General features: G+C 62.4%; 21 protein-coding genes. 6 read left to right on the top strand and 15 right to left on the bottom strand.

From position 1 onward, the window contains the following. Nucleotides 1-154: 154 nt before the first annotated feature. From DSM104635_RS02265 to DSM104635_RS02250, 4 genes are all read right to left on the bottom strand, one after another. Complete coding sequence (locus tag DSM104635_RS02265; RefSeq protein WP_158764641.1) at nt 155-2,197, bottom strand: CHAT domain-containing protein; 2,043 nt, start codon at nt 2,195-2,197, stop codon at nt 155-157. A gap of 797 nt (nt 2,198-2,994) precedes the next feature. Next, complete coding sequence (locus DSM104635_RS02260) at nt 2,995-5,142, bottom strand: DNA/RNA non-specific endonuclease (RefSeq protein WP_158764640.1); 2,148 nt, start codon at nt 5,140-5,142, stop codon at nt 2,995-2,997. A gap of 129 nt (nt 5,143-5,271) precedes the next feature. Further along, nucleotides 5,272-5,457, bottom strand: a complete 186-nt coding sequence (locus DSM104635_RS02255; protein WP_158764639.1) for a hypothetical protein — start codon at nt 5,455-5,457, stop codon at nt 5,272-5,274. A gap of 39 nt (nt 5,458-5,496) precedes the next feature. Next, nucleotides 5,497-5,778, bottom strand: a complete 282-nt coding sequence (locus DSM104635_RS02250; RefSeq protein ID WP_228445806.1) for a hypothetical protein — start codon at nt 5,776-5,778, stop codon at nt 5,497-5,499. Between the two features lie 57 nt (nt 5,779-5,835). Between DSM104635_RS02250 and DSM104635_RS02245 the strand changes: the two genes are divergently transcribed. Further along, nucleotides 5,836-6,195: a hypothetical protein gene (locus DSM104635_RS02245; protein ID WP_158764637.1), complete on the top strand. Its 360-nt coding sequence runs from the start codon at nt 5,836-5,838 to the stop codon at nt 6,193-6,195. Nucleotides 6,196-6,259: 64 nt separating this feature from the next. Then, complete coding sequence (locus DSM104635_RS02240; protein WP_158764636.1) at nt 6,260-6,643, top strand: hypothetical protein; 384 nt, start codon at nt 6,260-6,262, stop codon at nt 6,641-6,643. Nucleotides 6,644-6,948: 305 nt separating this feature from the next. Here DSM104635_RS02240 and relB read toward each other — a convergent pair whose 3' ends face one another. The 3 genes from relB to DSM104635_RS02225 form a co-directional block, all read right to left on the bottom strand. Then, entirely contained in the window at nt 6,949-7,185 is a 237-nt protein-coding gene (gene relB / locus DSM104635_RS02235; RefSeq protein ID WP_228445805.1) for a type II toxin-antitoxin system RelB family anti-toxin, read from the bottom strand. An 841-nt stretch (nt 7,186-8,026) separates the two neighbouring features. After that, the gene (locus DSM104635_RS02230) at nt 8,027-9,226 is read right to left on the bottom strand and encodes a site-specific integrase (RefSeq protein WP_158764634.1); all 1,200 of its coding nucleotides are present in this window, start codon (nt 9,224-9,226) and stop codon (nt 8,027-8,029) included. 413 nt (nt 9,227-9,639) lie between these two features. Further along, entirely contained in the window at nt 9,640-9,876 is a 237-nt protein-coding gene (locus DSM104635_RS02225; protein ID WP_158764633.1) for a hypothetical protein, read from the bottom strand. A 97-nt stretch (nt 9,877-9,973) separates the two neighbouring features. On the opposite strand from DSM104635_RS02225, the gene DSM104635_RS02220 reads away from it, so the two are divergent. Next, nucleotides 9,974-10,372, top strand: coding sequence for a carotenoid oxygenase family protein (locus DSM104635_RS02220; RefSeq protein ID WP_228445804.1), 399 nt, complete (start codon nt 9,974-9,976; stop codon nt 10,370-10,372). On the opposite strand, the gene hisC is transcribed toward DSM104635_RS02220, so the two are convergent. The 8 genes from hisC to gcvA form a co-directional block, all read right to left on the bottom strand. After that, the gene (gene hisC, locus DSM104635_RS02215; RefSeq protein WP_158764632.1) at nt 10,344-11,417 is read right to left on the bottom strand and encodes a histidinol-phosphate transaminase; all 1,074 of its coding nucleotides are present in this window, start codon (nt 11,415-11,417) and stop codon (nt 10,344-10,346) included. The genes DSM104635_RS02220 and hisC overlap by 29 nt on opposite strands. After that, a complete protein-coding gene (hisIE, locus tag DSM104635_RS02210) occupies nt 11,414-12,034 on the bottom strand; it encodes a bifunctional phosphoribosyl-AMP cyclohydrolase/phosphoribosyl-ATP diphosphatase HisIE (RefSeq protein WP_158764631.1) in 621 nt (206 codons plus the stop codon). The genes hisC and hisIE overlap by 4 nt, the downstream gene beginning before the upstream one ends. Continuing rightward, complete coding sequence (gene hisF / locus DSM104635_RS02205) at nt 12,031-12,798, bottom strand: imidazole glycerol phosphate synthase subunit HisF (RefSeq protein ID WP_158764630.1); 768 nt, start codon at nt 12,796-12,798, stop codon at nt 12,031-12,033. Before hisF ends, hisIE begins: the two co-directional genes overlap by 4 nt. Beyond that, complete coding sequence (hisA, locus tag DSM104635_RS02200) at nt 12,788-13,510, bottom strand: 1-(5-phosphoribosyl)-5-[(5-phosphoribosylamino)methylideneamino]imidazole-4-carboxamide isomerase (protein WP_158764629.1); 723 nt, start codon at nt 13,508-13,510, stop codon at nt 12,788-12,790. The genes hisF and hisA overlap by 11 nt, the downstream gene beginning before the upstream one ends. After that, nucleotides 13,504-14,100 (bottom strand): imidazole glycerol phosphate synthase subunit HisH, encoded by a 597-nt coding sequence (gene hisH / locus DSM104635_RS02195; RefSeq protein WP_158764628.1) that lies wholly within the window; start codon nt 14,098-14,100, stop codon nt 13,504-13,506. The genes hisA and hisH overlap by 7 nt, the downstream gene beginning before the upstream one ends. Next, nucleotides 14,100-15,986 (bottom strand): histidinol dehydrogenase, encoded by a 1,887-nt coding sequence (gene hisD / locus DSM104635_RS02190; RefSeq protein ID WP_158764627.1) that lies wholly within the window; start codon nt 15,984-15,986, stop codon nt 14,100-14,102. The genes hisH and hisD overlap by 1 nt, the downstream gene beginning before the upstream one ends. A 7-nt stretch (nt 15,987-15,993) precedes the next feature. Beyond that, nucleotides 15,994-16,872: an ATP phosphoribosyltransferase gene (gene hisG / locus DSM104635_RS02185; protein ID WP_158764626.1), complete on the bottom strand. Its 879-nt coding sequence runs from the start codon at nt 16,870-16,872 to the stop codon at nt 15,994-15,996. 252 nt (nt 16,873-17,124) lie between these two features. Then, entirely contained in the window at nt 17,125-18,045 is a 921-nt protein-coding gene (gene gcvA, locus DSM104635_RS02180) for a transcriptional regulator GcvA (RefSeq protein ID WP_267129072.1), read from the bottom strand. A gap of 289 nt (nt 18,046-18,334) precedes the next feature. Between gcvA and DSM104635_RS02175 the strand changes: the two genes are divergently transcribed. From DSM104635_RS02175 to ilvC, 3 genes are all read left to right on the top strand, one after another. Further along, a complete protein-coding gene (locus DSM104635_RS02175) occupies nt 18,335-18,478 on the top strand; it encodes a hypothetical protein (RefSeq protein ID WP_228445803.1) in 144 nt (47 codons plus the stop codon). Between the two features lie 91 nt (nt 18,479-18,569). After that, nucleotides 18,570-20,291, top strand: a complete 1,722-nt coding sequence (gene ilvD, locus DSM104635_RS02170) for a dihydroxy-acid dehydratase (RefSeq protein WP_158764623.1) — start codon at nt 18,570-18,572, stop codon at nt 20,289-20,291. Then, on the top strand, nt 20,291-21,292 hold the full coding sequence (ilvC, locus tag DSM104635_RS02165; protein ID WP_158764622.1) for a ketol-acid reductoisomerase: 1,002 nt from the start codon (nt 20,291-20,293) through the stop codon (nt 21,290-21,292). Before ilvD ends, ilvC begins: the two co-directional genes overlap by 1 nt. Nucleotides 21,293-21,295: the final 3 nt, after the last annotated feature.

Here is a 21,295-nt window from a genome sequence, read left to right as displayed (position 1 = left end):
GGAGCGCTGCAACACCGGCAGACGCGTTTGCAAACAAGCCCATTGCGAGCGGGTGAGCCGCAACGTCTGCGGCGGCGCCTGGGCGAACGCTTCTACGTTCGACCCAACCGCGAAAATCGCCAGACAAACCACGAGGCGCTTCAGCCGCTTCACTTCACCCTCCCAGCAACTGGAACCCGCCCCAGAAGTATGGATCTTCGAACGGCCGCTCGCCGCTCGGCAATTCCGAAAGGAAGCCCAAGATGGCTTCGGAAGCCTCGGCGCTCACCTTGCCCGAAGCAACGAGGCCTTCGATGAAGCTCATCAACTCCGACGGCGTAGCGGCGCGCAGCCAATTTTGCGCTTCCTGTAGAGCGGCGGCCGGCGCCATGGCTCCTGCGATGTGAGATGCATAGAACCGCGTCGCCAGCAGGGCCGAAGCAGCGTCGCTGACCGCCCACTGCGTTCCAATCACGCCCGCTGCGCCCGCCTTCATAAACGCCGTGTTGAGTCCGACAAAGTCGTTGAGATCACGCTCAGTGTTGATCAGGTTCGTCTCGCACGCGGAGAGAAAGACAAGGCGTGGCGCCGGGTCGGCGTGAAACGCCGAAACATGCGCCACTGTTGTGGGGTCGTCCTCATCAATCACCAATAGGCCGGATTGGTCCTGATTGCGGAAATTCCAGACACCGTGCGTCGCCAGGTGCCAATATTGGGCGCCGACAAGGGGCTGCAACGCATTGGCGCTGTTGGACGCCGCCACGGGCGCACGGCGCGCCTCCGGCGCGAAGTGTGCTTCAACCGCGGCAATCTCGAACGGCGCATAGCGAGGTGCGTCGCGCCCCCTTGAGACGAGGTGAGCGATCGTAGGTGCCGATTGACTAGGCTGAGCCACCCGCTCGGCGGACCTAGCCGCGGATTCAAGGCTCGTTGCAAACCTCACCTTATAGCGCTGCGCCAGACGCACCCCGTCCGCGTCAACCGACAGGCCTAGCGGCAAGCTCGCGAGCGAAGCCGGTTGAATGACCAAGACATCGCCGGTCGGCGCGACGCCCGCACTCGCCAACGCGGTCAAAATTGTGTTGCCAGCAAGCTCCTTTGCTGCACCCGAGGCCAGTCCCACATACTCCATCATCTCCCGTTCGATGCGGCGAGCGGATGCACGGTGCGCTTGATCAAACTGCTGCAGTAACCCTGGATGCCTCGAGAAGCCGCTGCGCCAACCGCCCATAATGTCCAACATGGCGGCGCCGCCAGGAGCGTAATCAAGGGCGTGGCTGCGCACGATGCGCCCACGGCGCTGAACGCTGACGACGCAGAAACAACCAATCTGAGTGGTCGCGACTTGTACCAGCGTCACGCCCGCACCGGTCAACTGACGCTCCCACGTGCGGGCCGATGTTGATGTTTCATTGGCGACCGCGCCCACGCCCGGTCCGCGCGACAGCTCTAATAGATCAATGGCGCGGTCTTGCTCGCCAGTGACAAACGCAAGAGTGGCCGCTTCGGCGCGTAACATTCGGATCCCAGCGACGGTTGCAGCGAGCCCGCCCAAATGGGTGCCGCCAGTCGCTCGATTCCAAAGATTCTCCAGCCCATTGACCGCGAGTTCGCCGATCGTACGAGCCGCTGGTTGGCGCTGCTCGACAAGGTCTTGCATCGCGCCAGTTGAATTTGCCAACACCTGCAGATACTGCGCAGCCGCAGCGCGATGATCGCCGGCCACCGCAGTGCCCACCGCAATGAACCGTCCCGTGATGTTGTCCCTGGTCCAGGTTTGCAGCGCTTGAGCGCCGTGGAGTCGCGTTTCGCGCAGCCCAATTTGCGCCCATTCCTCACGCTGGCCGCCCGGCGCTAACGCCGCGCAATGCAGCATCAGGACACTCGTCTCTCCGCGTGTCATCGCCATGCGCGAAAAGACGTCGGGGTTAGCCAACGTCAGCGCCGCGGCGCCACACAAATTGGCGTAGGTCTCAGAAAGGCTGAGGCCGGTCATGCCGGCTGTGCCCCAGAAGGTATCGACCACAAGGCGGCAGACTTCTAGCAGGGTCGTCCGATCCGAGCGGTCTGCGAGTTTGTAAAGCAAATGCGCGAGCTGCGCAGAATCTCCGTAACGAACCCAATTGCGATCGTAGCGACTCAGCCTTGTCAGCTCATCTGCGCCAAAACGCACGGTGGACTGTCGTCCCCCGGTAAGGACGCGTAGCGATATCGCCATGTAAAGTGCACGGATTTCTTCTGCGGCAGAGGGTTGTTGAGCGACCGCGGAAGCAGGTGAAAGTCCCGCAAACGCAGCAGCGCTAGCAGTGAAAAACGTTCTTCTGCGCATGCCCCGTTCCCCCGTCCAGTTCTACCCATAATTGTAGAACCGCGACGAGTCCACGATCGACTCTGAAGTCTTGGTTACACACTTCGTGCGCCATGCCGCCAGCGCAAGCGCGCAAAATCTCCATCACGATCGGCGGGATAAGATTTCGGACTCCTAACTGCGCCCCTCCGCTTCATCCCATTAGCGGACTCTAGCTTGGACGCGACCGAAAGCGGACGTCAGCGGCTCCGCAATCCCACTCAAAAATCGACCGACTCCTCGCCACCTGCGCGATCGCTCGTCGTGAGGGTGGGTTTTGACGCGACACCGTCAAACGCGCCGACAAAAAAATGCCTCGTAGTGCGCGCTCGTCGACCATCGCAATCAAATGGTTTCACCGCTCGTTTCGAGCGGCTCATAGATAACATGCCTCAACCTTGTCGTCGCGCGAGAATGCGGTTCAAGAAGCGCGTTCCGATCGTTTCCCGACATTTCCCGGCCACGGCGGATGAGCGTGCTCCATGCCGCTACGAAAATGGCCCCGAAGTTTGTCTCGTTGCGCTGGTCGTGCGCCAACACTCGCTTCTCTAGCTATCAGTCTTGGATCTTATGGGACATCAAGCTCCGCACGACCGCGCCGTCGCACAGTTGCGTGAGTTTAGCCAGAGGAGTGGAGCACGCACGCCTTCGCCCGCCCTGGCGCCAAATCAAACCACGATATCCGCCAAATCACGGATCACGACGCGCTCCAAAGGCTGGATGAAGTTCTCTTCGGCGCCCGGCGCCTCGAGCGGATCACACTTCCACAAGTCGCCGAAATCGAGCTTTGTAAGCCTCTCGATTTCCGTCACCTTGACTTGGAAGGGCGCGAAATCACCGGGATCGAATTCTTCCTCTTGCAAATCGGCGATCAGATCGCTCTGCGTCAGCAGGAACGCCGCTGCGCCGAGGCCGCCGTCCGAGCGATAGAGGACGATCTTCCAGTAACGTTTGGGCAGTTTAAGGTCGAAGCCGTCGAGCTTGCGATCGCCGCGCGCAAGCACAGGGCCGTTGAATACGCTGACCTTGCCGTCCGCGGCGGCCTCAGCGGCGATATGATTTTCCAAATTGCCCCAAAGCAGCAGTCCGCGCTCTGTCGCCTTACTGCTCTGGTTGAAGATTTCATGCTGAGGCGCGCAATTGGTCCAGTGGAAGGTGTCGTCGTTGGCTTGGCGCGCTTCCTGTTCGGTGGCGCCCCAAGCGGAATCGGCGCGGCGCGCAAGATGGCCGCGATCGAGCGGATTGTCAGCGTAATACTCATTGCCCGCCTGCAACGCTTCATCAATGCGCGGGTCAAAGTACCAAGGCCCGCTCGCATCGCGCGCGCGGCGCACCTTTGCCTTGGTGTGGAAATTTACCGCTGAAATGAAAGCGAGCCGCCGCGAGCGGCTCATGATCACGCTAAAATGGTGGTACTTGAGTTCGTGACTGCCGTCTTCGAGCTGAACAACGTCGTTCATGATCGTGTTCGAGGGGGTAGGCAGCGCGGCTTCCGCGCCAGCTCCCAGGAAGGTCGGATTGTAGCCTTTACGTTTGGCGTAGTTCTCATCCGGTTTGACCGCAGCTTCGCTTGTGATGTCGTCGCTGGCAATTGCAACAGCGCCAGAGGGCGCCGCAGCGCTGGCGCCAATGGTCACCGTCACGGTGATGGGCAGCGTTACGCCCCCGATGTTGGCTCTTGTATGAAAAGTCGCATCGTCGGCGGCCATGGCGTCTTCCTCCAAAGTCATGCCCCCGCGCCGAGTGGACGCGGGCGTGTCGCGCGGCGCTACGGCGCCGGCGACAATCGCGTTGCGCAATTTCGCCCTTGCGCCAGTCAACGCCATTGCCTTGAGCGCCGCGACGATGCGCGAAATTCGTATTCCTTCGTTGGCGATCCAGTCGATCTCTGAGGGGGCGTCGCCTTTGCGCCAAACGCCGCCGTTGCGCGCCAGCCATTCACCAGCGCCGTTGCGTTTCGGAACGCCTGCGTGATGCAGGGCCACGACTTCCCATTGATCATTGAACACCGGCGACCCTGACGCGCCATATTCGGTGTCGGCAAGATATTGAGCCACGAAATCCAACGGCGCGTCGGGAAGGTGGACCAGCGAGTTCTCCCGCACGACGATCTTTTTGCGCAGGCCCCGCGGATGCTGGATGATGTTCACCGGCTCGCCGATAGAAATTTTGCCCTCCTGTCCGATCAGCGGCAGCCAGCCGAATGCAGAAAGGTCGTCGTCGGCGTCCAGCGCGCATACTGCGAAATCCAACGCGCGGTCATTGATGAAGAAGCGCGATGGCGCGAGCGCCGCCTGCACGGCCTCGGCGCCGTCTTCGTAGAGGAACTCCGCGACCGCGCCATCCGCGTGGCGGCTCTGCTTCAGCACATGCCAATTCGTGATCAACAGCCCCGGTCCGACCAGGAACCCGGTGCCGAATTTGTCGCGACCATCCACACGCAGTCTTATACGGCATACCGAACGACTTGCGCGCGCTCCTTCACTCAGGAATCGCGCAGAGAGGTAGTCGACCGTTTCACCGAGAAGCTGTTCGTACGTCGCATCGTCCAATTCAGATTCCGTGACGCCGTCGGCGATGATCGCCGCCAGACCCATAGGCGCGTCGCCAACGCGGTCGATATTGGCTTTGGCGGCGAGATGGTTGAGACGCTTGGCCAGCCGCCCGGCCGGCTCAACGTCGTGGTAGCGCCCTTCGCTGAGCGCGATCGTCTTTCGCTCGCGTTCAGCGGCCGACTGGTCCCAGCGGCGCGCCGCCTCCTCGATGATCTCGATGTCGATGAGATCGTCAGCGTCAAAGTCGAGGATGTCCGCCATGGCGCCCGCCCCTAGCCGGAGGCGAGTGTGCTGCAACTTCAGGGCGTAGGCAATGCCCTTGCTGGCCCGATCCGCCCCAGCAAGGGCAAGGCGCGCGCCAGTGAGGCCGACGCTTTGCCGCGGCCGGAGCTATCGCGCGACGAACGCGGCAATGATCTGTGCGATGAGTTGGACCAGCCAAAGGAAGTAGGCAATCAAGGCACCGCCGAAGACAACGATGCGCATGCCCCAATCGACGTAATCGAGAGGTTCGTCCTGAAGCACGGGAGCGCGCTGGTGCTCGGGTTCCGGATGACGGGATGCGTCAAACGCCATGTGACAAGCTTCGCGCCGCGGCCCCATCCGAACCAGACCCTATCGCCCGCCCTCCTCGGCGCCGGCTTCGCGCAAGAGATCGCCGATGCGGCGGCCGCTGATGCGGCAGGTGGCGATGACCCGGTCATAGGAGATCACGCGGCGCGAGCGGCCACCGCCGGCGATGCATTGCGCTGTTCGGCGCATGGCGATGCGTTCGAGCGCGGACTTGGCGGCAGCGCCGCCTGAGGCGTTGAGCTCAGGGGCATTGAAGTCCGCCAAGCGCACCTCGATCCAGGTGTTGGGATCGTCGGATTCCCAGACATAAAACATGTCTCGCATGCGCGTCGCGCGACGCCGCGGATTGAGTTCGAGGACTGGTTCTTCTGGCACAGCAAGTTGTTGCAAGCGCGCTTTGGAAAGCATCGCGTCGGTTTCAAGGGGCTTCCGAAGGACATGCCCTTGTTTCCGGCTTATGATGGAGGACGGTTTTCGATCGGAAAGCAGCATGACAATCTGCTCAATGACTGCATCGACGACGCCTGTCCAAAAGGTTTGCTCTACGTCGATGGTCGGAGAATGAGCCTCTCCTCGTGGCGGCACACCTATGCTTCCGAGATGATTGAAGCCTTCGCGCAATCAAGAACACCTAATATGGTGACCATTCTCGCGCGAAATATGGGGACGACGGAGAAGATGATCGATCAGTATTACGGTCATCTCCTTCCATCTTTTGCAAAGGAACGCCTTCGTATTTAAGCGCCGATCCGCGCGGAGATCTGTCGGCGCGGCGCCACAAAGCCGATGTGATCTAAATAGGCGCATGACCTCGCTTTGTTCCCACGACATCAATCGTGCGCGTTTGCTTGAGCTGGCCTTCCTGGTTGATCGCGCATTGCACGCTCGGCTCAACGAACGGATCGAGCTTTCGGACGCGCTAATCCATGCTGCCCAAGCTCTGCTTCGTGCAAGTCTGCGCGCGATCGGAAACGACATTGCACTCGTAGCGTCACGAAAAACAGCCGGCAATCATGTCGGTATGCAGCTGGCGCAGAGGTTGTCGCCGGAAGCCGCCGCTGCAGTAAGTGTCGTGTGGTTGCTGCGCCGCGCCAGACAGCCGGCGATTAAAGCTTTGGCAGTGGCCTTTCGCAGCGAGGCGAGATTCCAAGAGACGGTCTGGTTACTTTGCAAACGGCTATTCGTTTGATTTCGAAGCCGGTCAACTTTCATGACGGCAAAACCCAGGGGCTTCACGGCGGGACGCGCTTTACCAAGACCGTCAATGCGAGCGACCGATTCAAATATTGGCATTGTCAGAAAGGCAACCGGATATTTCACCGATGATTGGGCTTGGCGGTGCCGTCGCAACCACTTCTACGAGAAACATCTCAACGTCCGCCCCGACGGCCGCGTACATTCAACAGGCTGGAGCGGATCGAGTCGCTGTTGACATTGTTCGATTTTGGAAACGTAAGCAGGAGGCTCGCTCAGCTTGCCTCTCCCTAGTTCGGCTTACCGACGCTTTCGACTTTCTCTCAACGCTTCTGCATCCGGCGTCAGCAGTTCAACATGGCTCACACCAAGCGCTTGAGCTAACTCGTACAGCGTAATCACAGTCGGATTCCGGCTACCTTGTTCAAGCCCGCTCAAATATTGCTGGCTGAAGCCGGATCGTTCCTCGATCTCTTCCTGGGTCAGACCCTTCTCACGCCGTAACCGCGAAAAATTGCGTCCGACAAGCTTCCGCATGTCCATCGCAAGGATATGCGGGGTTTACATACTTTAATGCTATCAACTATAATATGTACTGTGAGGGCGATCCTAAGGGGGCGGTCGTGAGCAACTATTCCATCGTCTGTCCGCATTGCAGTGCCACGGGCCAATACAGCATCGGCGGAAACTTCGGAAACACGCACCTGAACTGCAAGTCGTGCTCCAAATCCTTCAAAATTGAGTACCGCGATGGCCGTGTGACGCGGACGCAAAAATGAGTGCTGGGGGCACCCACTAATGGTGGGCAGATCGAGATGCGAGTCTGCCGGGGACGGCTGGAATGACCTACGAACATTGGGAGACACTGCAAAAAATCGCAGCGTTGGTGGCGTTTTTTGGCGGTGTCGTGATGACGGTCTGGTTTTACGAAACCACGAAACGTCCTCCAGATGACCACGGTCGTCGAAAGGGGCGACCATGATGTCCCACTGCATCGGCGATCATGGCTACAGTTTCAGAGAGCACCGGAGCCGCGGAGCCAAGGCCCACAAAGAGTGTGTTGGGCGCCGCCAAAACCTGCTGAGCGATGATCTGTTGCCAACCTGCCTTCCAGGCCGAGCGCGTAAGGGCAGTGCTAAGCCGTCTCAAGGAAGGCGCCATCGACGCAGCTGCCTTTGCTGACGCTATTGCGGACGCAGGCAAAGCGATCGAAGAGGCAGAGCAAAGAAGCCTCACCGCTGCGCGCGTCAGGGATCGAAGCCCGAAGGGCGAAGACGCGCGCCACGCGCGGCTTCGTGCGCGAGCACTAGAGCCCGGCCCGCGAGAGCGGGCGACGCCCAAGCCCGAATCCGTTAAGCTTGGTCGGATGCCGATAAGACTACTCGTCGCCGCGCTGCTCTTCGCGATCGTCCCCTCGCTCGCCTTCGCCGATCCCTGCGAAGGCGAGCTCCCCCGCCGTGCCGGCGACGCCTTTTCCGGCGTCGTCCGCTACATCGGCGACGGCGACAGCCTCTGCATCAGCCAACGCGACGACGTACTCGTACATCCCATCAACGCTCTCAATTTGGGGGTGATCAAGATCTGGCTCACCCCAGTCCCCAACATACGCATTGCCATGCAGACGGCCGATTCCTGGGATCATTGTCCCCTTGGGCGCCTTCGCGAATTCGAGATCACCAACCCTCAACGCAAGCGCCTCGGTCGGCCTCGCACCCGTCGTCCAGAGAAACCGGATAAGGCTGAGTGTTATGTCGCGAGCGTAGCATGCCGTAGGCCGACGATCGATCTTCGGGTCTCCGGCGCGATCTATCGCGGTTTGGAAGATGAGCTTTACCTGATCTGGTTTGAATCTCGCTCTTGGCCTTGGCAGCCGCGCTCCCTTCGTCACGCCTTCAAGGCGCGGCACCACGCTCCAATCCAGTTCTTGATGCTGAGCCTGCGCGAACGCGATGATCTTGTTGAAGGCTTCCACATCTTTGGCGACCGTCGAGCGCGCAGGAGCGGCGGATTTTCGCGGTGGCCTCGCTACTACCTTTCCGTTGCGTTGATAGGATATTGAAGTCTCAGCGACGCCGGGCCCGTTCGAGTAGTACATCTTACGCCAAGGCGCGTAGCCGATTGTCTCGCGACGAGTTATCCGGTCTATCGGATAGCGGCCAAAGTACGGAATGAGGTACCGTTTGGTCACCGACCGCAGCCTGCGAAACTGGTCGATGCCAAGCGGCCGCTCGCCCAGACTCTCCGCCATCGCACGCGATTGCTCAAGATGAGCGAGCCAAGCGACGGCCACGTCTACGAAAGCTGGCTTGTTCGCCTCAAGGATCTTTTCGCCTGCTTCGTCGCGATCACGTCGCCAGGCGAAAGCGCGCTCTCTCGCGACCGCCTGGTCAGCAGTATTCAGACTACCAGTCGCATAGAATGAGCGCGGCGAACTTCGCGCTTCTGCTGCAAGCCTTAGGCGGCAAACCCACGTGGATGCACGGGTGCCACCGCGGGTGCGCCATAGAACAACGAAAGTGCCCTCACCCTCACCGTCTCGGGAGAGATCCAGAATCTTCGTTTTGGAGTTGACTTGCACGCGGGTCTAACTGGGGTCTAACATCGAACGAGAGAGACAGCGCGGCCGTATATAGCCAAAAACTCACGCTAGAAAAGCGATTTATCGGACAATGTCGCCTGTGGCGGGCTTAGTATTCAGAAGGACTATGGGTTTCATAACCCCAAGGTAGGTGGTTCAAGTCCACCCGCCACCACCATGAATTCGAACAGTTTGTCGCATTCCATAGAACCTGACTCAAATTCCACGGCGCTGATTCACACCGACGTGTCGGAGAGGCAGGGGGTTCTGGCGCGCATCATAGGTGAAGCTTGTCCCTTCGACTGCGGTGCAGCGATTGGGCCCGTCGCGCGTGTAGGTCTCTTCGAGCACGGACGGAGCGTAGGTATACGCGCTGTTCGAGAGATCGCCGGCCTCACTCTGTCCACCGGGGTTCACTGGAACGTAGCGGTCACATCGTGCGACGTGCCGGACATGTTCTGCGAGAGCGACCAGTTCAGCGTGTTCGAGATGTTGTACGTGGCGCTGCGCGACGCGCCGTTGCCGAACGTGAGCGACGTGACGCGGCTGAGGTTATCGTAGGCGTAGTGCCAGCAAACCGGCCCCTGACGTGGCGTCGTTCTCGCGCGCTTGGTCCATGCGGCTGAGCACGTCGTAGGTGAACTCGACATAGTTCGAGTCCGGATAGGTGAGCCGGGTGCGGTTACCGGCGAGATCGTATTGGCACCCGAGAGCCCGATGGCGATCTCGGCGCTAATGCCCCTTCTTATGAAAGGGGAGCAACTTACACCCGCCGAGTTTCGCGGGTTCACGCGCGCCGTTGTTCAGACGCAGACGGCGGTAACCGGCAATTCGGAATCATACGAATTCGGCGAAGGCCGCTGTGGCGGCGAAGCGCCTTTCGCGCCGCGCATCAACGCTGAGGACGAAGACGATGGTTACCTGGTTAGCTTCGTCATCGGCGAGAACGCCGGCAAATCCGAGTGCGTGGTGATTGATGCGAAGCGCATCGCGGACGGCCCCGTCGCCCGCATCGCGCTGCCGCATAAAATCTGCTCCGGAACGCATGCTTGTTGGGCCGACCGCGCCTTCCTTGTTAGCCACGCCGATCACGCAGGCGCCAATACAGAGGTGCGAACTAGCGACAGATATCGGCCAGCACGGTGATCGCTCGTTCCGTTTCAGCCGGTCGACCGACGCTGATGCGGAGCCAATCCGGCATGCCGTAGTTTGCGAGGTGGCGCACCAGAATGCCGCGGCTCGCTAAGGCTTGATCGATCGCGCTTGCATCGGCGAAACGCGCAGTCACGAAATTGGCGAGTGACGGCAATGTTCGCGCACCGAGCGCGCGGCAGGCGGCGTCGAGTTGCTGGCGCCCTTCGGCAAACGCGCCCACTGACTTGGCCACGAACGCATCGTCCCCCAACGCCGCTACAGCAGCCGCCTCCCCTGCACGTGGCACCGAGAACGGGAGGCGAATACGATCCAGCGCAGCGATCACTGACCCGGGGCCATAAGCCCAACCAACGCGCAACGACGCGAGGCCGTACGCTTTCGAGAATGTGCGCGTGACGAGCACGTTCTCTTTGTCACGCGACCAAGTGAGACCGTCGCTATAGCCATCAATACCGAACGCGCATTCGGCATATGCGCCGTCCAAGACGAGCAGCACACGTTTAGGCAGGCCAGCGTGCAGACGTTCGATCTCACTGAACGGCAGCCAGGTGCCGGTCGGGTTGGCAGGGTTTGCGATGAACACGATGCGCGTGCGTTCATTGACAGCGGCGAGTATGCCGTCGATATCCACCACAAAGTCCGGCTCCGGCGCGGATTTGATAGCGGCGCCCGCGGCCTGGACAGCGATGGCCCAGGCGGCAAAGCCGTATTGCGGCTGCACCGCGTTGTCGCCCTCGCCCAAATAGGCTTGGGCCGCCATCGAGAAGATCTCATCCGAACCCGCCCCGAAAACCAGGCGCTCCGGCTCAAGGTCAAACTTTTCCGCGATTGCAGCGCGCAGACTCGACGTCCTCGCGTCTGGATAGAGATGGATGTCCGAAGCGGCGGCAAGGAAGGCGGCGCGCGCCGCCTCGCTGCATCCGAACGGGTTCTCGTTCGCGGACAGCTTCAACGGCCGCTCAACGCCTTGCGCCTTGGAGCGACCTGGCACGTAAGGCGCGATCTCCAAGATGCCGGCTTTGGGTGTCGGCCTCATCGCGCTGACTCCGCGCGCGCGCCCAGCACGGCAGTGACGTCGGCGAAGTTCAGACCGCGCGCCTTCAGCAGAACGGCAAGGTGATAGAGCAGGTCTGCTGCTTCGTTGCAGAGTTCGGCGTCATCGCCTGCGGCGCCAGCGAGCGCGGTCTCGACGCCCTCCTCGCCAACTTTCTGCGCGACGCGCTTCAAGCCTTCGCCGAGCAATTTCGCCGTGTAGCTTTCCGCGAGAGGGGCAGATGCGCGCGCGGCCACCGTTCGCTCCAGCGCGCCGAGGCGGCCAATACCTGGCGCAACCGCATCGCCGAAGCAGCTTACCGCGCCGCGATGACATGCGGGGCCCGCAGGCTCGACGGAGAGCAATAGTGTATCGCCATCGCAATCGGCGACAACATCGGTGACGCGAAGCGTATTTCCCGACGTCTCGCCCTTTCGCCAGCGCGCCTGACGCGATCGCGAGAAGAACGTCGCCTCACCGGACGCGAGCGTTTCCTCAAGCGCGGCGCGATCCATCCACGCGACCATGAGGACTTGCAGCGTGAGCCGGTCCTGCGCGACGGCGCAGACCAACCCGCCACCTTTGTCGAAATCCACTTTCGATATGTCCAACGCGATCATGGCCGCACCTCTAGACCTGCGTCGCGCATCGCAGCTTTCACGTCCGACACCGTGGCGACGCCCGCGTGAAAAATGCCGGCAGCAAGCGCCGCTGAAACATCGGCTTGCTCGAAGACGTCAACAAAATGCTGCGGCCCACCAGCTCCACCTGACGCCACGAGCGGAATGCGAAGCCGCTGTCGGGCAGCCTTGAGCTGCGCGATGTCGTAGCCCGCGCGTACGCCGTCCTGATCCATGCAGTTCAGCACGATCTCGCCAGCGCCGCGGTCCTGCGCCTCGACAATCCAATCGAGTGTGAGCCTCGGTGTTCGCCGGATGGTGTCAGCCGATCCGGTGTATTGGTATGTGCGCCATTGCCCATCAATGGCGCGGCTATCGACGCCGACGACAACGCATTGCGAACCGGCGACTTCGGCAATCTCGGCAATCAACTCCGGCCGTTCCAGCGCCGGCGAATTGATCGACACTTTGTCGGCGCCGTGTTCGAGGCAGGCGATGGCTTGCTCCAGCGAGCGGATACCACCGGCGACGGCAAGCGGGATGTCCAGAACGCGCGCAACGCGCGCGAGCCAGCCGTAGTCGATCGTGCGTCGCTCAGCCGACGCGGTGATGTCGTAGATGACGATCTCGTCGGCGCCCTGATCGCGATAGCGCGCCGCGAGTTCGGCGGGATCGCCCATGTCGGCATGGCCCTCGAACCGCACGCCTTTGACGACACGGCCATCCCTGACATCGAGGCAAGCGATGATACGCTTAGAGGGCAAGAGCGGCCTCCAAGGTAAAGCGCCCTTCGTAGAGCGCGCGGCCAACGATAGCGGTGCTGGCGCCCGCCTCCCGCAAAGCGAATAGGTCATACAGTTGCGATACACCTCCTGACGCTTGCAGCCTGAGATCCGGTCGCAGTGCGCGGATCATCCTCATTAAGTCAACGTTTGGGCCGCTAAGCGCGCCGTCGCGTGAAATGTCGGTGACAAGGATGTGCGCCAAGCTACCTGACGGAAACTGCGCCAGCGCATCCGCCAGACGTACGCCAGCGCCGACGGCCCAGCCATCGGCGGCGACTTCCCAATCGCCATCAGCGGCGCGGACGTCCAATGCGACGCAGATGCGCTCGGGTCCAAACTCAACGGTCCAACTGCGGACCTCCGCCGGATCGCGCACGGCCATCGATCCCACAACCACGCGCGCCACGCCGGCGTTCAACAGTGTCGCAACATGTTCGCGCGTCCGCACGCCGCCACCGGATTGCACACGCAATCGCGTCTCCGCGACGAGCCGCGCGATGAGATCGTGCTGCACCGGTTCGCGCGCGCGCGCGCCGTCAAGATCGACAACGTGCACCCATTCCGCGCCGGCGTCGGAGAAGCTGCGCAGACGTGCAAAAGGATGGCCGTATTCTGTGACGGCGTCAAAGCGGCCTTGCGTGAGACGTACGCATGCGCCCTGCTTCAGATCGATGGCCGGCAGGATCAGCATGGCAGCGCCAGGAAGTTGCGCAAGATTCGGGCACCCACAGCGCCGGAGCGCTCGGGGTGAAACTGACACCCGAATACGTTGTCGCGAGCGACGGCCGCCGCGAACACGGCGCCGTATTCTGCTTGGGCGATGGCGTTCGCGTCGGCAGGGCAGGCATAGGAATGGACAAAGTACGCATAGTCGCCAGAGCGAACGCCTTCCAACAGAGCGTGATGTTGCTCTATGCGCAGCGCGCTCCATCCCATGTGCGGCGCTGGGCGTTGCGGCGTGGCCTCCAACGCTGCAACTGTTCCCGGTAGGAGGCCAAGTCCTGCGGCGCTACCCTCTTCGCTTCGATCATAGAGCACCTGTTGGCCGAGACAGATGCCGAGCAATGGACGCGCGAACGTGCGCAACACCTCCGCCATGCCGGATTGGTTCAACAGACGCATCGCTGCCGCCGCGGCGCCAACGCCGGGCAGGATGACGCGCGCGGCGTCCCGCACCTGCGTCGGATCGTTCGTCAGCGTCGCGTTAGCCCCAACCCGTTCGAGCGCGAACATCACGGACGCGGTGTTGCCCACGCCAAGCTTGATCACCGCGACGTCCATCAGATGACGCCCTTGGTCGACGGAAGGTCAGCGCTTTCGACCCGAATGGCAGAGCGCAAGGCTCGGCCGAGCGCTTTGAAACACGCTTCCGTCTTGTGATGATCGTTCTCGCCCGTGACGGAGAGATGGATCGTCGCGCCAAGGTTCTCGGCGAGCGAGCGGAAGACGTGCTTGGTCATCTCTGTCGGATAGGCGCCGATCGCCGGCGCCGCGAATGCGCCATCGAACACAAGGTAAGGCCGCCCGCCAAGATCGATGGAGAGCTTCGCCTCGGCTTCGTCCATAGGAAGAACAAAGCCAAAGCGCGCGATGCCGCGCCGGTCCGAGAGAGCTCCCTTGAGCGCTTGCCCAAACGCGATCGCGCAATCCTCTATCGAGTGGTGCGCATCAATGTGCAGATCGCCGGCGCAAGAGAGCGTCAGCGAAAAGCCGCCATGGTGCGCCACTTGCTCCAGCATATGATCGAAAAAGCCGACACCGGTGCTAATCGACACGGGCACGACGCTATCGAGATCCACTCGCGCGACGATCTTCGTCTCCTTCGTCGTGCGCTTAATCTCACCGCAACGCCGCCTTACCGCCTCCTCCGCGGGGCGCGCTGGTGCAAAGCGAATGTCCGCGGCGCGCGCGTGGGCTTCTAGGCCCTCAAGCCGCGCCAACCGCGCAGCGGCGCCCGCCAAGCGTTGGGCGCCGGCAGCGCTCACCTCTTGCTGTGTGAAGCTCTTCATGAAGGACGCGACGCTGACGCCGCCATAGGACTTTGCCGCAGCATCAGTCGGCAGCACGTGGCTCGGGCCAACCACATAATCGCTGAACGATTCCGCAGTGTACGCGCCGATGAACACGGCGCCGGCGTTTTCGATGCTATCGACCAAATCCCCAGGGGTCGCGACCTGAAGCGATAGATGCTCGGGGGCGTAATCGTTTGCTACTCCCACCGCCTCTACCAGCGATCTCACACGGATCGCGCGCGCTTGTTCGATCGACCGGCGCGCGATCGACTCGCGCGGCAAGCCGGTCAGCTGGCGTTGGAGTTCGACTTCAACTTCGGCGAGCAGTTCGTCGGATGCAGATACGAGCATCACCTGCGCGTCTGCGTCGTGCTCTGCTTGACTGAGCAGATCCGACGCGACCATTGCCGCATTGGCGCCGCGGTCGGCGATGACCATGAGTTCGCTTGGCCCCGCGGGCAGGTCGATGGCGGGGCCGTTGGGCAACGCAGCGGCTTGGCGCTTGGCTTCCGCGACATAAGCATTGCCCGGTCCGAAGATCTTCTGCGCCCTCGGCGTCCACACACCCAACGCGAGCGCAGCAATCGCTTGCGCGCCACCGATTAGCCAAAGACGATCAAGTCCGCACGTCGCGGCGGCCACGATCATCGCGGGATGAGGCGCACCGCCCTCCCCTGGGGCCGTGGTGATCACGCGGTCCCGCACTCCCGCAACACGTGCGGGCTCCGCAAGCATGATCAGGGTGGAAACAAGTGGCGCTGTGCCTGCCGGAACGTAGAGGCCACACGTCGCGATCGGACGCCAAACCTGGCGCACGCGAACGCCAGGGAGCGGCTCGATCGCCTGCGGCTTTGGCTTTGTCGCTTCGTGATAGAAGCGTACCTGGTCGATCGCAAAGTCGATCGCCTCGATGTCCTCGGACGCGAGACTGGCGCGGGCAGAGTCCAACACAGTCGGAGAAAGCTCGAGCGTTGCAGGCTCATAATCATCCAGCTTCTTCGACCACCGCCGCAAGGCGGCTTCGCCTTCATCGGCCACTTCCGCGAAGAGCTGGCGGACGAATGCAACCACTTCAGGCGATGCGCGCTGATCAGGTCGCGCCAAAATGCGCTGACGTTCATCGGTGTTCGCTTCGCTCCAGGTGTAGCGTTTCATGATCGCCTCACATCATCTTCTCGATGGAGAGGACCAGTATCGCTGTCGCGCCCACGGCCTTCAGGGCTTCGAGCGTCTCCCAGAAGACTGATTCCTGGCAGACGGCGTGCACCGCGACCCAGCCTTCGCGCCCGGCGAGCGGCATGACGGTCGGCGCGCCGGCGCCCGGCAGGATTTCCGAGATACGCGGCAGCGCCGCACTCGGCGCATTCATCATGACGTATTTGGCGTCCTGCGACGCAACAACGCCGCGAAAGCGCGCGATCATACTGTCGGCAACGTGCGCCAGGTCAGACGCGAGCGTTCGCGCATTGCGCACAAGCACGGCTTCGCTCTGCAGGATGGTGTCGAGAACCGCGAGTCCATTGGACTCGAGTGTCGCACCGGTCGAGACGAGGTCGCAAATGAAGTCGGCCAGTTTGAGCCGAGGCGCCACTTCGACAGCGCCACGCATCGTGACGATCTCAGCTTCCACGCCCTGCTCTTTGAGGAATCGACTGAGCAGGTTTGGGTATGTCGTCGCAATGCGGGCGCCGCGTAAGGCGCCGGGACCGTCGTAGGAAAAGCCTTCCGGCGCGGCGATGCACAATTTGCACCGGCCGAATCCGAGCGGCATCACCTCTGCCAGCCCATCGCGGCCGGCGCTCTCCCGTTCGGCCAGGACGTTGCGGCCGACAATACCGAGATCCGCTACACCATCGGCGACGAAAGTGGGTATGTCGTCGTCACGCACACACCAGAGGTCGATTGGCGCGTTCTCGACGCTGTAAGAGAGCTCGCCCGCGCTCTTGTTGAGGCGGTAGCCAGCGGCTCGGATCAATTCGAGGCTGCGCTCAGCCAAGCGGCCGCTCTTTTGAATCGCGATGTGCAGACGTTGGGTATCCATGGAACTCACGCAGACGCAGGAAGGGAATAAAAACAGCGCATGGAGCGAAAACGCCTGGCGTCTCGCTCCCTCAGCTCAAAAGCGGATGCGGAGCTTTAATGTCGTGCGTGAGCGTGATGGTGCGCATGCGCAACCGCACCCAGAACGGGGCGGTCGGCAAAAGTCGGTTGGAAACCGGTGCACATCACGTTGGAAGCCTATCCGAACTTAGGTCGGAGCGTCAACACGCACGCCCGTGACGCGAACGGCGCCTCAGGCGGTTTGATCCGCGCCCGCGTCGCTCGCGATCACTTCCTCGCGCAACCACGTGAGGAACGCCGCCTGCGCCGGTTCGAACCGGCGGCCACGCGGCCACACCAACCAGTACGCAAAGGCCAGAGGTGCATCGCCTTCATCCAAGGGCGAGACCAACGTGCCCTCCGCCAGGTCGCGCAGGGCCAATTGTCGTTTAGCCAGCACGGCGCCTTTGCCCGCAACGGCGGCTTCCAGCGCCAAGCCAGAATGATTGAAACGCAGCCCGCGCTCGGATTCGACGCGCCGCAAACCGCGCGCCGCGAACCACATGCTCCAGGTCGGGCATGAAAGATCGCGCTCCGGCGCATCGTCATGGATCAGCGGCAGGTCCAAGAAATCAGCCGCTGTGCGCGCGGGCGCGCGGCCTTCGAGAAGTTTTGGGCTAACGACGACCGCCACCGACTCCGACATTAGCCGCTCGCAAGAAAGACCTTCGTAGCCGCCAGGACCGTAGCGGATGGCGAGGTCGATATCCGTCACCGCGAAATCGATTAGTGTCATGTCGGCGGAGATGCGGACCTCCACCTCAGGGTAGCGCTGCTGAAACTCGCTGAGCCTGGGAATAAGCCATTTCGACGCGAAGGACGGCGGGGTCGAGATCGAAATCCGCCGCCCACGCATGCTTGCGCGCATGGCGCGGCCAGCTTCCAGCATCTCCGACATCGCAGCACTCGCGTGCGAGAATGCCGCCTGCCCTGCATCGCTCAGCTCAACGCCACGCCCTAACCGGCGGAATAGCGGCTGGCCCGCGAACTCTTCCAGAATGCGTACATGCTGACTGACGGCGCCGGCCGTGATGCCCAATTCCTCCGCAGCGCGCGCAAAGCTGCCGAGACGCGCCGCGGCTTCGAACACGCGCACGCTCAGAAACGGAGGCACGACTTCCTTTGATTCCACCGCTCTGCTGCTCCCTCGACCGTCCCTGAGAATTGGGGGCGGTGCGACCATTTTCCAAATCAGCGCAAGAGGCGAACTGCGGCGGCGCTACTCGCCCGGCTTCGCCGCTCACCCGATGAACGCGAAGTCTGCTCGTGCCTCTGAGAGTTTAGTGCCGCTTAACTGTGCGGCGCCCCAAAAAGCGGCAATCGCAGGATTTTCGCGGGAGCGGACATTTTGTGCATTGCGCACTGCACAAAAGTCTGTCCTTCTTTGTTCAGGAGCTAACTTCGTGTCGATGAATCGCCCCACCGCTGCACGCCCGACCGCGACTGTTGTCGCCGTCGATGCGCGCGCGCTTGGCGTCGTCGTCGTAAACGTAGTCCTTCTTGGCCTGGCGCTTATTCTTAGCACCGGAGCGGCGTGGCTGACGTGACCTGACCTCAACAACAGGATCGCCAGCATCACCCCGCTCCGAAAGGCAGCGGGTTTTTTGTTGTCTGGCGGTCCGTCTCAACCGGACCAAAATGACGCGAGAATCCCCACCAAATCAGCAAAAACCGCTCCGCAGCGCGGTCGTGACCTCTGGCGCAAATCGCGCCGCGGCGCGCTCGTATCTGCGCGCGGCGGGGCTCGGCGATGAGGACTTCGCGCGGCCGCTGATTGCGGTCGTCAACACCTGGTCATCGGTCACGCCCTGCAACATGCATCTGGGCGACTTGGCCGAGCACGTGCGCCGCGGCGTGCGCGAAGCCGGCGGCGTGCCGATCGACTTCAACACCATCGTCGTCACCGACGGCATCTCGATGGGCACGCCAGGTATGAAGGCGTCGCTGATTTCGCGCGAAGTTATCGCAGACTCGATTGAGCTCGCAGTGCAGGGCCATCAACTCGACGGCGTGGTCTGTATCGTCGGTTGCGATAAGACCATTCCTGCCGCGGCTATGGCGCTGGCGCGCATGGATCTGCCGGGATGTGTACTCTACGGCGGCACGATCATGGCCGGCAGACACGCCGGCAGGGACATTTCCATCCAAGACGTGTTCGAAGCCATCGGCGCGCATGGCGCCGGCACTTTGGATGATGAGGGCTTGAAGCAAGTCGAATCCGCCGCCTGTCCAGGCGCCGGTGCGTGCGGCGGCCAGTTCACCGCCAACACCATGGCGATGGCGCTCTCGATGATGGGTCTCTCCCCCATGGGCGCCAACGACGTGCCTGCAGTCCATCCCGGCAAGCCCGCCGAAGCCGAGCGCTGCGGCCGCGTCGCGGTGGAGCTGACACGGCGCGGCTTCAACGCGCGCAAGTTCATCACGCGAGCCGCGCTGCGCAACGCCGCGACAGCCGTCTCCGCCAGCGGCGGTTCTACAAATGCGGTGCTCCACCTCACCGCCATCGCCGCCGAAGCTGGCGTCGCTTTCGGCATCGAGGACTGCAACGAGGCCTGCGAACGCGCGCCGGTCATCTGCGACCTGAAACCGGGCGGGCAATTTTTGGCTCACGATCTGTTCGCCGCGGGGGGCACGCGCCTGCTGGCGCAGCGCCTGATGGATTCCGGACGCATCACCGACATCGCCACTGTTTCAGGCCGCTCGCTCTATGAAGAGGCGCGCGAAGCCGTCGAAACACCGCACCAGAAAGTCGTCCGCGCGTTCTCGTCCCCGGTCATTCCACGCGGCTCCTACGCGGTGATCTACGGCGACATCGCGCCGGACGGCGCGGTGATCAAGCTCGCGGGCCACGCCATCGAGCGCTTCGAAGGTCCGGCGCGCGTGTTCGACAGCGAGGAAGCCGCGTTTGAAGCCACGCAATCCGGCGCGATCACCGAAGGCGACGTCATCGTCATCCGCTACGAAGGCCCAAAGGGCGGCCCCGGCATGCGCGAGATGCTGCAAGTCACCGCCGCCCTCAAGGGTCGCGGCTACCAGAACGTCGCGCTGATCACAGACGGCCGCTTTTCCGGCGCCTCGTACGGCTTCGTCATTGGCCACGTGTCGCCGGAAGCCGCGAGCGGCGGCCCGATTGCGCTGATCCGCGACGGCGACATCATCACCATAGACGTGCCGGCGCGTAGCATGAACGTGCGCGCCGACCTGTCCACGCGCAGCGCCGTCCCGCCGTCGCGCCCGGCGCCGGTTGGCGCCTTCGCCAAATACGCCGCCCTCGTCGCCTCCGCTTCGCAAGGCGCCGTCACCATTCCCAACCCACCGCCGGCGCAGCAACGCGCACCGGCGCAGCGTGAGGCCTCCTGATGAAAGTCTATTCCAATGACGACGTGCGCTCAGACGCACTGCAAGATCAGCGCATCGCGATCATCGGCTATGGCAGCCAAGGCCGCGCTCACGCGCAGAATTTGCGCGACAGCGGCTTCGACGTCGTCACGGGCGTGCGCAAGGGCGGCAAAGGCTGGACCAACGCCCGCGCCGACAAGATCGAAACCGCCGAGCCCACTGAAGCGGTGAAAGGCGCCGATCTGATCGCAATCCTCACACCTGACATGGCGCAAGAAGCCGTCTGGAAGGAAACCATTGCGCCCCACGCCAAAGAGGGCTCGGCGCTGCTCTTCGCGCACGGTTTCTCCATCCACTACGGTCGCGTGCAGCCGCGCGCCGACATGGATGTCGTGCTGGTGGCGCCGAAGGGCCCTGGCGATCTGGTGCGGCGCGAGTTCATCCGTGGACGCGGCGTACCGGCGCTGTTCGCGGTGAAGCAGGACGCCACCGAGACCGCGCGCGCCCGCGCCATGGCGTACGCCAAAGGCATCGGCGGCGCCGCTGGCGGCTTGATCGAAACGACGTTCGCGGAAGAAACCGAGACTGACCTGTTCGGCGAACAGGCAGTGCTGTGCGGCGGCGCCAAGGAATTGGTGAAGGCCGGCTATCAGACCTTGGTCGACGCCGGCTATCAGCCCGAGGTGGCCTATTTCGAGTGCATGCACGAGCTGAAGCTGATCGTGGACCTCTTCTACGAGGGCGGCATCTCGAAGATGCACGATTTCATCTCCGAGACCGCCAAGTACGGCGCCGTCGCTTCTGGTCCGCGCATCATCACCGAGGAAACACGCGAGCGCATGCGCGAAGTGCTGCGCGACATCCAATCCGGCAATTTCGCGCGCGATTGGATCCTGGAAAACCAAGCAGGCAAGCCGCGCTACACGGCAATGCTCAATGCTGATCGCAATCACCCCATAGAAAAGACCGGCGCCGCGCTCCGAGAGCGCATGGCCTGGCTGAAATCGCCGACGAACGCCTGAGTC

The sequence above is a fragment of the Terricaulis silvestris genome, assembly GCF_009792355.1.
GTDB lineage: Bacteria > Pseudomonadota > Alphaproteobacteria > Caulobacterales > Aquidulcibacteraceae > Vitreimonas > Vitreimonas silvestris.
The sequence above is the reverse complement of the archived record's forward strand: the minus strand, read 5'-3'. Positions and strand labels throughout refer to the sequence as shown.